Annotated in this window: 12 protein-coding genes; 9 read left to right on the top strand and 3 right to left on the bottom strand. The window is 35.9% G+C overall.

All coding sequences use genetic code 11. The annotated features are described in order from the left end of the window. Positions 1-12 precede the first annotated feature (12 nt). The 7 genes from nusA (at position 13) to EGI26_RS00135 (ending at position 8,932) form a co-directional block, all read left to right on the top strand. A complete protein-coding gene (gene nusA / locus EGI26_RS00105) occupies positions 13-1,257 on the top strand; it encodes a transcription termination factor NusA (RefSeq protein WP_255075516.1) in 1,245 nt (414 codons plus the stop codon). A 60-nt stretch (positions 1,258-1,317) separates the two neighbouring features. After that, positions 1,318-4,392 (top strand): translation initiation factor IF-2, encoded by a 3,075-nt coding sequence (infB, locus tag EGI26_RS00110; RefSeq protein ID WP_255075517.1) that lies wholly within the window; start codon positions 1,318-1,320, stop codon positions 4,390-4,392. Positions 4,393-4,514: 122 nt separating this feature from the next. Further along, the gene (locus EGI26_RS00115) at positions 4,515-5,156 is read left to right on the top strand and encodes an O-methyltransferase (RefSeq protein WP_255075518.1); all 642 of its coding nucleotides are present in this window, start codon (positions 4,515-4,517) and stop codon (positions 5,154-5,156) included. Between the two features lie 2 nt (positions 5,157-5,158). Then, positions 5,159-7,429 carry a LysM peptidoglycan-binding domain-containing protein gene (locus tag EGI26_RS00120; RefSeq protein ID WP_255075520.1) on the top strand — a complete coding sequence of 757 codons (2,271 nt, stop codon included), beginning with the start codon at positions 5,159-5,161 and terminating at the stop codon, positions 7,427-7,429. Continuing rightward, a complete protein-coding gene (locus EGI26_RS00125) occupies positions 7,426-7,995 on the top strand; it encodes a DUF3109 family protein (RefSeq protein ID WP_255075522.1) in 570 nt (189 codons plus the stop codon). The genes EGI26_RS00120 and EGI26_RS00125 overlap by 4 nt, the downstream gene beginning before the upstream one ends. Next, positions 7,982-8,299, top strand: a complete 318-nt coding sequence (locus EGI26_RS00130) for an MGMT family protein (RefSeq protein WP_255075523.1) — start codon at positions 7,982-7,984, stop codon at positions 8,297-8,299. Before EGI26_RS00125 ends, EGI26_RS00130 begins: the two co-directional genes overlap by 14 nt. Before the next feature lie 162 nt (positions 8,300-8,461). Continuing rightward, positions 8,462-8,932, top strand: coding sequence for an Lrp/AsnC family transcriptional regulator (locus EGI26_RS00135; RefSeq protein WP_255036351.1), 471 nt, complete (start codon positions 8,462-8,464; stop codon positions 8,930-8,932). Positions 8,933-8,966: 34 nt separating this feature from the next. On the opposite strand, the gene EGI26_RS00140 is transcribed toward EGI26_RS00135, so the two are convergent. Next, on the bottom strand, positions 8,967-10,085 hold the full coding sequence (locus EGI26_RS00140) for a lipopolysaccharide assembly protein LapB (RefSeq protein WP_255075526.1): 1,119 nt from the start codon (positions 10,083-10,085) through the stop codon (positions 8,967-8,969). Between the two features lie 236 nt (positions 10,086-10,321). Between EGI26_RS00140 and hpt the strand changes: the two genes are divergently transcribed. Then, positions 10,322-10,855 (top strand): hypoxanthine phosphoribosyltransferase, encoded by a 534-nt coding sequence (gene hpt, locus EGI26_RS00145; protein ID WP_255075528.1) that lies wholly within the window; start codon positions 10,322-10,324, stop codon positions 10,853-10,855. On the opposite strand, the gene EGI26_RS00150 is transcribed toward hpt, so the two are convergent. Then, on the bottom strand, positions 10,835-11,773 hold the full coding sequence (locus EGI26_RS00150; RefSeq protein ID WP_255075529.1) for an ABC transporter ATP-binding protein: 939 nt from the start codon (positions 11,771-11,773) through the stop codon (positions 10,835-10,837). The two genes, hpt and EGI26_RS00150, sit on opposite strands and share 21 nt — an antisense overlap. A 62-nt stretch (positions 11,774-11,835) precedes the next feature. Here EGI26_RS00150 and EGI26_RS00155 point away from each other — a divergent pair, with 62 nt between their 5' ends. Further along, positions 11,836-12,543 carry an NrtR DNA-binding winged helix domain-containing protein gene (locus EGI26_RS00155; RefSeq protein WP_255075530.1) on the top strand — a complete coding sequence of 236 codons (708 nt, stop codon included), beginning with the start codon at positions 11,836-11,838 and terminating at the stop codon, positions 12,541-12,543. 66 nt (positions 12,544-12,609) lie between these two features. Here the strand turns inward: EGI26_RS00155 and EGI26_RS00160 are convergent, their stop codons facing one another. Next, the gene (locus EGI26_RS00160; protein ID WP_255075531.1) at positions 12,610-13,851 is read right to left on the bottom strand and encodes an OmpA family protein; all 1,242 of its coding nucleotides are present in this window, start codon (positions 13,849-13,851) and stop codon (positions 12,610-12,612) included. Positions 13,852-13,921: the final 70 nt, after the last annotated feature.

Here is a 13,921-nt window from a genome sequence, read left to right on the forward strand (position 1 = left end):
ACATAGACACGTATGCATAGTGGAGATTTAATTGAATCGTTTGCTGAGTTTGCAAGAGAAAAAAACATCGACAGGCCAACCATGATAGCCATCCTTGAGGATGTGCTTAGAACCATGATTCGTAAGGCCTATGGAGATGATCACAACTTTGACATAATCCTAAATGCCGAAAGTGGTGATTTAGAGATGTGGAGAACCCGAGAAATTGTTGACGATAACTCCGAAGACATTTGGGATACAGATAAGATTCCTTTGACAGAAGCTAAAAAAATAGAGCCTGACTTTGAGATTGGTGAAGAAGTAGCTGAAGAAGTAAAAATCGAAGACTTCGGTAGAAGAATTGTACAAACTGCTCGTCAGACATTGATCCAAAAAGTAAAGGATCTTGAAAAAGAAATGCTTTTTGATCAATACAAAGACCAAGTCGGAGAATTAGTTATAGTCGACGTTTATCAAATATTGGGTAAAGAAGTAATCTGTATGGACGAAGAAGGCAATGAGCTTTCACTTCCAAAAGGAGAGCAAATACCAAAAGATAGATTCAGAAAAGGCACTAGTATACGAGCAATTATACATAAAGTGGAAATCAACAACGGAAATCCAAAACTTACACTTTCGAGAACTTCACCTGTGTTTTTGGAGCGTTTGTTTGAACTGGAAATTCCTGAGATTCAAGACGGCGTGATTTCTATCAGAAAGATTGTAAGAGAGCCGGGTGAAAGAGCTAAGGTAGCTGTAGAGTCTTTCGATGACAGAATAGATCCAGTGGGTGCTTGTGTGGGTATGAAAGGTTCTAGAATTCACTCTATAGTTAGAGAACTTGAAAACGAGAACATTGACGTTATTCAATGGACTGACAATACAAACCTATTGATTTCAAGATCACTAAGCCCAGCGAAAATCAGTAACATCAGAATCAACGAAAACAATGAAAGAGTTTCGGTTTTCCTTAAGCCAGATCAAGTTTCGTTAGCAATCGGTAAAGGTGGATTAAACATCAAATTGGCTAGCAAGCTTATCGGATTAGAAATTGATGTATTTAGAGACATCGAAGGAGTGGTAGAAGAGGAAGATGTAGACTTAATGGAATTTACTGACGAAATAGACGAGTGGATATTGTTAGAGTTCAGAAAAATCGGACTAGACACCGCCAAGTCTGTATTGACGATAGGCAAGGCTGATTTAGTGAGAAGAACTGAGCTTGAAGAAGAAACTGTTGATGAAGTACTAGATATCCTAAGAAAAGAATTTGATTGATATGTAAAACACTAGACCACAACAAATTACAATTGTTTTTATAAAATTTAAGAAATATTTATGGCAGAAGAAAAAATGATGCGACTTAGCCAAGCGGCCAAGAAACTTAACGTAGGTACAATTACCATTATTGAGATTCTCAGCTCAAAAGGGCATCGTATTGATAATAATCCCAACGCCAAACTTTCATTTGACTTACTTGAGGTTTTATCAAAAGAACTACATGCTCCTGAACTTCTAGGAGAAATGGGTGGCGGTTCTTCATCTGTTTCACCAACTGAATCATTGTCATCAACTAGGTCTAGTGATGAAATCTTGTATTTTAGAGAAGAGCCCGAAGAGCCTGAAATAATTAAAATAGAACACAATCTTCAAGGCCCTAAAGTTCTGGGCAAAATTGACCTCAATAGCAAAGGACCGGCCAAAATTATTCCGATAGATGCTGAACCAGAGATTATAAAGGAAGAACCAAAGGTTGAGACAAAGCCCGAACCAGTTATACCAATAGTAGTTGAGGAGCCTACAGTGATTGCACCAGTTATAATTGAAGTAAAACCTGCACCACTAGTTGAAGTAAAACCAATAGAGGTTACCAAACCTATTGAAGTTGTACCTGAAGTTGTTATCATAAAGGAAGAGATAAAAATAGAGCCTAAAATAGAGCCTAAGATAGAGACTCCAAAAGTAGAGACCAAAGAAGAAACACTTGGGTTAGAAACTCCATTTTTAGAGAAAATCATCGATGAGGTATTTGAGGAAAAAGAAGAAACTCCGAAACCTAAAATTGTTATTGAAGAAGATAAAATTGAAGAAATCCTACCACCGAAGCTCATTAAAGCTCAAGGGGATAAACTTCAAGGATTAAAGGTACTAGGCAAAATAGAACTTCCTGTTGAACGTAAGCCTCTCACAAAAGAGGAATTAAAGCAAAAAAGAAAAAGAAAAAGGGTAATTGTTGGTGGAGAAAAAGTAGGAGATACTACAAAATCTAATTTCGAGAATTTCAGAAAAGACCCTAAAGCTGTTGGACCAAACAGGCCAAATACACCTAATGCTCCCCATACACCTAATACTGGCGGAACTAAGCCACCATTTACAGGAGGCGGGGCCAACGTGGACAACAAACCAACCACTGCTCCAAACCAGAATCAAGGAACTGGAGGAAACACTGGAGGCAAGAAAGACTTCAAAAAAGGCGGAAATAGAAAAGAGTCGGTGTCTCAAGACGATGTAAAAGACAACATCAAGACTACCATCTCTAAGATGCAGAATAAAGGCAATGAGTTTGGTTCTAAATATCGTAAAGAAAAACGTAGAAACCGTGCTGAAGCCCAAGATGCTTTAGACCAACAAGAACTGGAAGAAAGCGGTACTCTAAAAGTGACCGAATTTATATCAGCTTCGGAGCTAGCTTCGTTGATGAATGTAACGGTTACAGAAGTTATAGCCAGCTGTATGAAGATGGGTATTTTTGCATCTATTAACCAAAGATTAGATGCTGAAACAATTCAAATGATTGCATTAGAATTTAATTTTGATGTAGAATTTATTTCAGCTGAGGAAGAGGTATCATTTGATACAGAAGTAGCCATAGACAAAGAAGAAGATTTAATACACCGTGCACCTATTGTAACTATTATGGGACACGTTGACCACGGTAAAACATCATTACTTGATTATATCAGAAGATCCAAAGTAGCTTCAGGTGAAGCTGGTGGAATTACGCAGCATATTGGAGCATACTCTGTAACCATAAAAGAAGGAGACAATAAAGGAAAATCTATAACATTCCTTGACACCCCCGGTCACGAGGCATTTACAGCCATGAGAGCCAGAGGAGCCAAAGTAACTGACGTAGTAATCATTGTAATATCAGCCGACGATAGTGTAATGCCGCAAACGAAAGAGGCTATTAACCATGCCCAGAATGCAGGTGTACCTATCGTATTTGCCTTCAACAAGATTGATAAACCAAACGCCAATCCTGCCAAAATTAGAGAAGACTTAGCCAAAGAAAACATACTAGTAGAAAGCTGGGGGGGTAAATATCAAGAGCAAGAAGTTTCTGCTAAATCTGGAATCGGTATTGACGAATTATTGGATAAAGTTTTATTAGAAGCTGAATTGCTCGAACTAAAAGCAAATCCAAACAGAAACTCATTTGGTACTGTCATAGAAGCCTCTCTTGACAAAGGCAGAGGTTATGTTTCTACGATATTGGTAGAAAACGGCACCTTGAAAATTGGAGATATCATGTTGGCTGGTCAATACTTTGGTAGAGTAAAAGCCTTAGTAAACTCATTAGGCGAGCGAGTAAAAGAAGCTGGCCCTTCTCAACCCGTGCAAATATTGGGACTTCCCGGTGCACCGCAAGCGGGTGATAAGTTCAATATCATGGAGTCAGACAGAGAAGCTCGTGAAATTGCGAACAAGCGTGAACAACTTAACCGTGAGATGAGTATCAGAGCTAAGAAACACATCACATTGGATGAGATTGGCAGAAGAAAAGCGATTGGAACATTTAAAGAACTTAACGTTATTGTTAAAGGTGACGTGGATGGTTCGGTTGAGGCTTTGTCAGATTCACTATTGAAACTATCAACAGACGAGGTGCAAGTTAATATTGTACACAAAGCAGTTGGTCAAATATCTGAATCAGACGTAACATTAGCTTCTGCTGCCGATGCAATAGTTATTGGTTTCCAAGTGAGACCTTCAAACAATGCAAGAAAAATAGCCGATGCCGAGCAAATCGAAATCAGATTATATTCAATCATTTATGACGCCATAAATGAAATAAAAGCGGCCATGGAAGGCATGCTGGCTCCAAAAGAAGAAGAAGTAGTTACTGGTAACATCCAAGTAAGAGAAGTATTTAAAATCAGCAAAGTGGGCACCATAGCAGGATGTTATGTAACAGATGGCTATGTAAAACGTAACAACAAAGTTAGAATCATTCGTGAAGGTATCGTAGTTCATGAGGGTGAAATAGCTCAATTGAAACGTTTCAAAGACGACGTTGCAGAAGTTAAAAATGGTTATGAATGTGGATTGAGTATCAAAAACTTTAATGATATCATGATGGATGACATCATTGAGAGCTTTGAAATTAGAGAGCTTAAAAGAACATTATAAATTATATTAAGAAAGCCTTTCGAGGCTTTTTTAATATAAAGTAATTTTCATTATTTTCTGAAAATATAATATAAATAATAAATTTGGAATTTACAAAATAATATTTTTATTTTTGCATACAGATGAATACAACAAATGAACAGTTGTACCAATATTGTGAAAATCACAGCAGTTTTGAACCAGATGTCTTGAGAACAATAAGTAGAGATACACATGCTAACTTATTAAAACCAAGGATGCTATCTGGACATTTGCAAGGAAGGTTGCTTTCAATGATTTCGCAAATTTTACAGCCTCAAAGCATACTTGAAATTGGTACCTTTGTAGGCTATTCGGCCATTTGCTTGGCAGAAGGCTTAGCTAAAAATGGTCGATTGGTTACAATTGAAGCCAACGAAGAATTTGAAACAAAAATAAAAAATAATATAAGACTGGCCGGACTAAGCAGTAAAATCGATCTTAAAATTGGCAATGCATTAGAAGTAATTCCTACACTAGATTGTAATTTTGATTTAGTCTTTATTGATGCTGACAAGTTAAATTATATTAAATATTACGATTTGGCGATAGAAAAACTTAACATTGGAGGCTTAGTAATTAGTGATAATGTGCTTTGGGATGGTAAAGTGACCGATGCATCAAAAAAAGATTCCACCACAAAATTATTAAGAGAATTCAACATACACGTTCAAAACGACAACAGAACTATTAAAGTGCTTTTACCCATAAGAGACGGATTATTTGTCTCAAGAAAAATAAAATGAAAATGAAAAAAATTTTAGCTTTCTTTTTTATCTACCCAATCATCTTCTTGGCTGCAGCCCAGACACAAATTAGCATACCGGAGGCTCCAAAAAAAGTTGAGTTTGCCAATATTCTCATTGAACTCAATCCTGAAGCCTTGAAAGCCTTAAATGCCGAAATAACCTCTTTGCTAACACCACAAAATAAATTTCTTGAACAAAAATTGGAAAGAATGCAGTGGTATTTTCCAATTATTGAGAAAATTTTGGAAGAAGAAGATATTCCAGAAGACATGAAGTATATAGCTGTTTTGGAAAGTTCACTACTCCCTGAGGCTATTTCTAGTTCGAATGCCGTCGGTTTTTGGCAATTCAAAGAAGCAACGGCAAAAGAAGTAGGATTAAAAGTAGACAGCAAGCAAGACGATAGAAAAAATATCTTTCTGTCAACAAAAGCTGCCGCTTTATACCTCAAACGTCACAATCTCATTTTTAAAAATTGGCTATCATGTATGATGGCTTACAATATGGGCGTAGAAGGAGCATCAAATAAGATAAATCCAGAATGGTCATTTGCTAGCGAAGTAAAGTTTGATGAGAATACAGACCCTTACTTGATAAAAGCTCTTGCTCATAGAATAGCATTCGAACACCGGTTAAATAGGCTGAAAGACTCTCCAAAAAAATTCGTTGAATATTCCACCAAAGGAAAATCTTTAGCAGAAATTGCCGTGGAACTTACCACTGACATTGCCGAAATTCGCAAATATAATCCATGGTTGTATGCTCCAAATATTCCTGAAGATAAGGCATACAATGTCCTTATTCTTTCAAGAATTGAAGATATTGAAGAAATTACCAATAAGATTCAAAAAAGAGTTGACGCCAACAAAATTGATGTTGGTTTTCCTCAACTGAAAAGAATTACGATGGTTTCTACTTCCCCTGACGATCCTGTTTATTACGAAATAAATGGCAAAAAGGGTATTTTAGCTCAATCTGGAGAAGAAGTAGCACAGTTATCAGCAAAAGCTAAAATGAAAATTGGGAAGTTCTTGTCATATAATGACATGACAGACAAAGACTTAACCAAAGAAGGTAGTATTTATTATTTGCAGAAAAAAAGCAAAAAAGCAGCAACTCAATTTCACACTGTACGCGGAAACCAAACACTCTGGGATGTTTCTCAAATATATGGTGTTGGGTTAAAGTATCTTCTGAAATACAACCGAATGAAAAAATCAGAAAAACTACAACCTGGAAGAGTTATATGGCTGCAAAAAACTAGACCTAAAAATGAGCCTGTAGAAGTCATCAGGGAGGCGATAGAGGATGAGGACAAATTGCCAATAAAAGAAGATTACACGAAAAAGGAAGAGGTGGTTATCAATACGCCTCCAGTAAGGAAAGAAATGCCAGAGGTTATCGAAAAACCGAAAGAAATAGTAAAAGAAACGCCGAAAGGAGTTCAACCTGAAACCGTAATAGACAGTCCAAAAACTGAAGTAACAAAGTTACCTGAGGTTATTAAAACTGAAAAAACGATTGACAATAAGTCAGATGGTCTAAAGGTCAATGATGACTTATTTGAACCAAAGAATACCTCTGCAAACAAACCACCTATCGTGACTACCAGTGAGACAAAATCAACCACTAAGGTAGTAAATACCAAACATATGGTAAAACCAGGAGAAACGATGTTCTCGATTGCTAAACGGTATAATTTAACCGTTGATGAACTTCGCAAAATGAACAGCATGAGTAGCACGGCGAGTATAAAAGCCAATCAATTATTAACCATAGGCTCATCTACGATAGTTACAAAAGACGAGGGAATTGCCAAAACCCCTACGAAAAAACCAATCTCTGATGAACCAATTGGAGAAGAGGAATTAGTGAAACCTAAGCCAATCGTAAAAGAACCAACTACGGCGAAACCACAAACCCATGTGGTAACTTCTGGTGAGACACTTTTCAGTATTTCTAAAAAATATGATGTTTCAGTTTCGCAAATTAAAGAATGGAATAACATTGTTGGAAATAGCATAAATTTAGGTCAGAAGTTGCTAGTTTCGAACAAGAAAACATCAAATGCTGTAATTGGCAAAGAGCCTGTTACAGAGGTCAAGAAACCCGTTAGCAATTCAGGCAGTACATCTCATACTGTGACTAAAGGAGAGACATTATATAGTATTTCTAGAAAATACGATGTTAGCGTAAATGACATAAAGAAATGGAACAACATGGCTGATAATGAAATCATGCTTGGTTCAAAAATTATTATAAAGAAATGATCTTAATCGAAGACACTTGCATAAGTGACGATGTAGCAGAGAAGTTTTTTGTATGTGACATAGAAAAATGCAAAGGTGCTTGTTGTGTTGAAGGCGACCTTGGGGCTCCTCTAGAGGATGTTGAGTTGCCCATTCTCGAGGAAATTTACGAAAAAATAAAACCCTATTTATCGCCAGAAGGCATAAAAGCCATAGAAGAACAAGGCAAATACATCAAGGATTGGGAAGGAGACTATTCTACCACCACAATCGATGAAAAAGAATGTGCTTACGCTGTCTATGATAAAAAAGGAATCTTACAATGTGGCATTGAACAAGCATATAACGACGGAGTTATAGATTTCAAAAAGCCAATTTCTTGCCACTTATACCCCATACGAATCACGAAGTATGAAAGCTACCATGCAATAAATTATGACCGATGGAGCATCTGCTCCGACGCTTGTACATTAGGTGACAAGCTCGGCGTTGAAGTTTATAAGTTTTTAAAAGAGCCGCTCATAAGAGCCTATGGCGAAAACTGGTACAATCAATTGGTCAAAGAAATCGAAGATGCAAAGCTTTGAAGAGGTTTATGAGGTAGTAAAACTCATTCCAGAAGGCAGAGTAAGCAGTTATGGAGCTATTGCCAAATACTTAAGTACTGGAGCAAGGTTGGTGGGTTGGGCTATGAACGCTGCTCATGGACTTCATGATGTACCCGCCCATAGAGTGGTTAATCGCAACGGTATATTAACTGGAAAATTCCACTTTGAAAGTCCAACACTAATGCAAGAGCTTTTAGAAGCAGAAGGCATAGAAATAGTAGCAGACAAGATTCAAAATTTCTCCAAAATCTACTGGGATCCCCAAATTGAACTCTCACTTTAGTGAGGGTTTTTGTAATATTTTTATTTAAAATATTATTATTTACACAAATAACATCTCCTAAATACCATTAAAAAAGAAGTTTATTTAAATAATTTAAAATTTTAATATAAAATAGTATCTTTACACAGAATAAAATTCTGAAATCATCAATCAAACAAATCAATGGCTGTCGGTAAATTAGATCAAATTGATCACAAACTTTTAGAAATACTCCAGAGCAACGGAAAAATAACAAACGCTCAACTTTCCAAAGAAATTGGCCTTTCTCCTGCACCAACTTTGGAAAGGGTAAAAAAACTTGAAAATACAGGTATTATTGAAAGCTATCATGCTCAAATAGATAGAGAAAAAGTGGGCTTAGGTGTAATGACTTTTGTTCAAGTTACCTTGTCTGGTCATAGAAAATCAATCACGGAGTCCTTCGTAAAAACCATAGAAGCAGTACCCGAAATCATTGAATGTCATCACGTTACAGGATCTTGCGATTTCTTACTGAAAGTAATTGCCAGAGACATAGCTTCTTATCAGACTTTAATAATGGAAACTATAAATGAAATTGAAGTGGTGGCCAGCACACAAACCATGGTTATATTGTCAACTTTCAAAAACACGAAAGTTCTTCCTATTCCTTGAAATCAGAAGATTTTGATATACAAAAAGGGAAAATTTACTTTTTCCCTTTTTTTTGTGCCTTTAACCTCTTGGTAAGGTCTTCCAATGCTTTTTTAGCTTGCTTATACGAATTCGAATTTTTCTCTGAATTCTTCAAGACTTCGGCAAAATATTCAACCGCCGCCTTATTTTCATTCTCTTTCAAAGCAATATTGCCCAAGGCCATGTTAGAAGCAACATAATAGCCTGATTCTTTGGTATTATTGCTCAAAGAGTAATTGATACATTTTTGGTAGAAGAACTTGGCTTGGGTATCGTTGTGCTTATAGTTTTGGTTTACATAACCCAAAATATAAGCCGAATATCTACCGTCATTGTCACCATATCCATAACTTTTCTCTTCCAACCTCGCCATCAATTCGTTGGCGTAAATCTCTGCTTCGTCTAATCTTCCAAGAGCAAAACTATTGCGAGCTACATATCTATGAAAAAACGAATTATTGGGATAGAGGGTGTGCATTTGACGAGCCATAGTCAATGATTTTGCCGATTGATTCTCCGCTGCGTATATCTGAATGAGAAAATACCTAGCTTCCATCCTTGAATAAAAAGCATTATTTGCCACATTTTCCAACTGCCTAATTCCTAAACCCTTATCTCCTTTCCTAAAAAAAGTAAGTAGTGGCTTTAAAGATTTATAATTATCATGAATCCACTTTGAATAATAGTTGTACACACCATCGCCAAAAAGTAACTCAGGATTTATATTCTCTTCTCCCCTACTGTAATCTAGGTATTTAATGGCCTGCTTACCCGCCCAAGCAGATTTTACCCATTTTTCCCTCTCTGCATATAGTCTACCTTTTATGGCATAAGCAGCAGACAGAAAAAATGCCGCCTCTTTGTTCTTTTTGTTTTCATCAAACATTTCGTCAGCCTTATCTATGGCGTCATCCATGTAGGCGTGGCATTGCTCATCAAAACGTTCCTGCTTGGTGTCGGGCACTATTTTCCACCATTCGTTTAGTCCCAAAAGAAAATCCCCTAGCGGATGTTCTGGATATTTTACCTTGAGCCACTTATATTCTTTCTCAGCCTCCGTAAAATTAAAGTTGTACATGTTATTAACGGCAGCAGTAGTGCTGATCTGCACACCTCTATCGAGCAATAACATTTCAGCTTTAGGTTTTTCTTTTGAATTTAAAAAAGAAAACAATTGGGCATTTGAAATGAAATGAGAACAAACAAGAATAATAAATAAAAAGCCTTTTTTCAATATGTATATTTTTGTAAAAAACGAAATAGAACTGCTAATAATTGTATGACAAAATTAGAGATTTTTGAAATTTCATTTGTCAAAAAAAGTAATCTTAACAAAATATTATTTTATTTTACATGAAAAACTAAAACATGGTAGAGGTACTGGATTTAAAATTCAAAGAATTAATCACAAGCGAACAAATACAAGAAAGAGTTGACGATATCTCAGAAAAACTTAATGAGCGTTTTAAAGGTAAGAACCCTGTATTTTTAGGGATTTTGAACGGTTCATTTCTATTTATAGCAGATATTTTCAAGAAACTCACCATACCTTGCGAAGTAAGTTTTTTAAAAATCCATTCTTATCAAAACACTGAATCTACTGGTAAAATGAAAGAATTGATAGGTCTGAATCAACCTATTGAAGGCCGCCATGTGGTTATATTGGAGGACATAGTTGACACAGGTCGTACCCTAGATTTTTTAATGAAAACACTGGAAATTCATAATCCAGCCAGTATTTCAGTTGCCACGCTGCTACACAAACCAGAGGCAATGCTTGTGCCTATTCAGCTCGATTATGTGGGATTTGAGATTCAAAATCAGTTTGTAGTGGGCTATGGGCTTGATTACAATGGTTATGGAAGAAACAGCAGTTCTATATTAATCAAAGTGGATGATTGAGGTGAGGTTAAACCTAAGTGTTTGACCAACCAGAAAAGGCTTTTTACTCAAGCAATAAATAGTTGTTGCCTGAAAATCTATAATTATTTCATAAAAAGCTCCTTTAAAAATATTATTGGTTACAGTAGCTTCGTATTCACCTCCTGAATCTATTTCGATATTTTCAGCCCTCACAAAGGATTCTTTCCCAGCAATATTTATTAAAAAGCCATCGCCTGTGAGTAGGGCTACATATTTATTTTTGGGCGAATTATAAATTACTTCTGAGGTTCCCTTCTGAACCATTCTGCCGTTTTTGAGAATAAAAAGTTCGTCGACCAAACCAAAAGCATCATGAATATCGTGTGTCACAAAAATACAAGCAATAGATTCCTTGCGAAGCACCGATTGTAAGTTAATCAAAACTTTTTTCTTAATGATGGGGTCAAGATTGGCAAAAGGCTCGTCTAACAACAATACCAACGGCTCGTCAGCAATGGCTTTGGCCAACATTACTCTCTGGATTTCTCCGCCTGACAACTCCCTTGGAAATTTTGTCAATAAATGACTGATATTTAAATCCTTAGAAAGTTTATTTACGCGTTGAGATTGATATTTTTTTTCAAAATATCTCAACTCATAGGCTATGTTTTCAGCAATCGAAATATTGGGAAAGAGTGTATTTTGCTGCGTTACCATCTTTATCTGTTTATGGCCAGCAATCAGTTTTTTAGAAGGCGGCTCTAAAGCTATATTATTCAGATAAACAGCTCCAGAACTCGGATCTTTTAGACCTGCCAACATTTTTAGTAAAGTCGTTTTTCCAGAACCGCTTTGGCCTATAATTCCCAGAATTTTCCCCTTTTCAACTTTAAGATTTATGTTTTTTAAGGAAAAAATATCAGAATATTCAAAATTTACTTTTCTAGCTTCTATCATATTTAGCAAAAGTAAAATGTATTCTCCGATTTTTTTTTATTAATTTGTAAAAAAACCTATGTATGCTCGACCTTTACAATAAACAAATCAAGTGTCTTGTCGCACTTGACTCTATAATTTTTGGATTTGACGGCGAAGAATTAAAAATATTACTAGTAAAAAGAGGACTAGAAGAGACTAAAGAAACCTGGTCACTTATGGGCGGTTGGCTTCAAGAAAATGAAGGCCTAAATGAAGCCGCAGATAGGATTTTATTTGAACATACTGGCTTGAGAGACGTATATTTAGAACAGCTTGCTGCCTTTGGTAACCCAAAAAGAGACCCCGTAATGCGAACTGTTTCGGTTACTTACAAAGCTCTTTTGAACATTGCTGATTATGACCACAAATTAACCAATAAAATAAATGCAAAGTGGTTTTCTCTTAAAAACCTGCCTATGTTGTTATTTGACCATTCTGAAATGGTCGCTTTGGCCGTAGAGCGACTAAGGGCTAATGCGTCTTTGCACCCAATTGGATTTGAACTACTTCCGGAAAAATTCACATTACCACAGCTGCAAAACCTTTATGAAGCTATTTTTGACACCAAATTTGACAAAAGGAACTTTACACGAAAACTACTTAGTACTGATATTTTATCGAAAACAGAAGAAAAGCAAAAAGGTTTTTCTAAAAAAGGAGCATACTACTATACTTTAAATAAAGAGAATTATCAACATAGTACATCCTTCAACTTCCTTTCTTTAACAAATCCGGACAAGATATTATAAAAAAAACTCAGTAAACTTTCTGAAGTCTACTGAGCTAATGCTTTCCATTAAAAAATAAATAATTACTTACTTGGTCACCACTTTTATTTTTGGGAAGTTACCACCGTTTCCACCAGATCCAGCATCAATTCTAATCGTATTTACGCCTTTCCTTAGCAGTACTTTCTTTACGGCAAATGCTCTTTTATTGTTAAGTTTAAGATCTCCTCCCTCAGAGAATGCAGTTATTTTAATTTGTAATCTCTCATTAGCATTCATCAAACCCGCAATACTGTCAATAACTGATATTGACTCATTGGTGAGATCAAATGATTTGTCTAGATATTGAATACTTTTAAAATCAAACTCTGACCCCTCTGCCTTAGAAGCATCACTCACATACTGTTTAAGAGCAGTAAATTCAGTGGCATTCAGAGGCTCTTTAGTTTTCACTGAGTCTAATCTGGCATTAATCTTAACTGAATCTTTGGATACTTTATCTAGCGAATCTGCAAACATCAATTCCTCATCCATGGACTCTACTGGGGCTTCTTCTTTGCTAAAAAAACTAAAATCACCATTTTGAGCCCACAAATAGTAGAATATTCCACCCAATAATGCTAAGACAAAAAAACCAATGAGTATTTTTTTATTAAAAAATGTTTCTGAAGCAGAGTCGTTTCTGTAGTCTTCAGAAGGTAAACTTGCTGATGAGTTAACAACCTCCTCTTCCGCTGCTCTTGCTTCAGGCTTTTTGGGAGCCACTATTTTTGTATTTATCAATTCTTGCAAACCAAGAGCAGGAATCATCTTTTCCATTAGCGATTCTGGAGCCTTTTGTAATAATACTTCGTGATGTTGTTTCAGATAATAAATCAAACCATCTTTATCCAAATTCTCAGAATCTATTTTGTTTCCAAGCAGGTCTATTAATAACGAAGACGTAAGACCTGAAGTGATAACGGTTACATTTTTGCTCGTATTGGCATAAGAACCTATCATACTTAGCAAAGGGCTTTTGTATGCTGGAAAAATCTGACTGATAATTTTCGAACCGTCTTCAGAAACCTTCTCCATCAAACCCTTCTGAGTGAAAAGCAAAGATTTATCTTCAGGTATTGAACTTTTATTGTATTTTTCTTTAATCTGATTGTATAGCATTCCAGCACTCATGTCACTGTTAGTACGCCTTATCAATCCTGCTACCAAAGTATAGAAAACACCCTTTACTGCTACTTCAACATCTCCCAAATTATCACTAGAATACGATTTCAATTTAGCTATAAAATCTTCATTGATAATATCTTCAAAGTTTTCGAAAAGATTCATTTTTGTGTTAAAGTTTAAAATTAGCATGCAAAAAAACAAAAAAAACGTTGTTTTACCTATATTTATGCGG

The sequence above is a fragment of the Lacihabitans sp. CCS-44 genome (assembly GCF_024343735.1).
In the GTDB taxonomy this organism is placed as follows: domain Bacteria; phylum Bacteroidota; class Bacteroidia; order Cytophagales; family Spirosomataceae; genus Leadbetterella.

Coding starts and splice junctions, on each gene's coding strand:
- EGI26_RS00160 (WP_255075531.1), bottom strand. CDS start 13,851: ATGAATCTTTTCGAAAACTTTGAAGATATTATCAATGAAGATTTTATA.
- EGI26_RS00150 (WP_255075529.1), bottom strand. CDS start 11,773: ATGATAGAAGCTAGAAAAGTAAATTTTGAATATTCTGATATTTTTTCC.
- hpt (WP_255075528.1), top strand. CDS start 10,322: ATGGTAGAGGTACTGGATTTAAAATTCAAAGAATTAATCACAAGCGAA.
- infB (WP_255075517.1), top strand. CDS start 1,318: ATGGCAGAAGAAAAAATGATGCGACTTAGCCAAGCGGCCAAGAAACTT.
- nusA (WP_255075516.1), top strand. CDS start 13: ATGCATAGTGGAGATTTAATTGAATCGTTTGCTGAGTTTGCAAGAGAA.
- EGI26_RS00155 (WP_255075530.1), top strand. CDS start 11,836: ATGCTCGACCTTTACAATAAACAAATCAAGTGTCTTGTCGCACTTGAC.
- EGI26_RS00125 (WP_255075522.1), top strand. CDS start 7,426: ATGATCTTAATCGAAGACACTTGCATAAGTGACGATGTAGCAGAGAAG.
- EGI26_RS00140 (WP_255075526.1), bottom strand. CDS start 10,085: ATGTTATTGCTCGATAGAGGTGTGCAGATCAGCACTACTGCTGCCGTT.
- EGI26_RS00115 (WP_255075518.1), top strand. CDS start 4,515: ATGAATACAACAAATGAACAGTTGTACCAATATTGTGAAAATCACAGC.
- EGI26_RS00130 (WP_255075523.1), top strand. CDS start 7,982: ATGCAAAGCTTTGAAGAGGTTTATGAGGTAGTAAAACTCATTCCAGAA.
- EGI26_RS00135 (WP_255036351.1), top strand. CDS start 8,462: ATGGCTGTCGGTAAATTAGATCAAATTGATCACAAACTTTTAGAAATA.
- EGI26_RS00120 (WP_255075520.1), top strand. CDS start 5,159: ATGAAAAAAATTTTAGCTTTCTTTTTTATCTACCCAATCATCTTCTTG.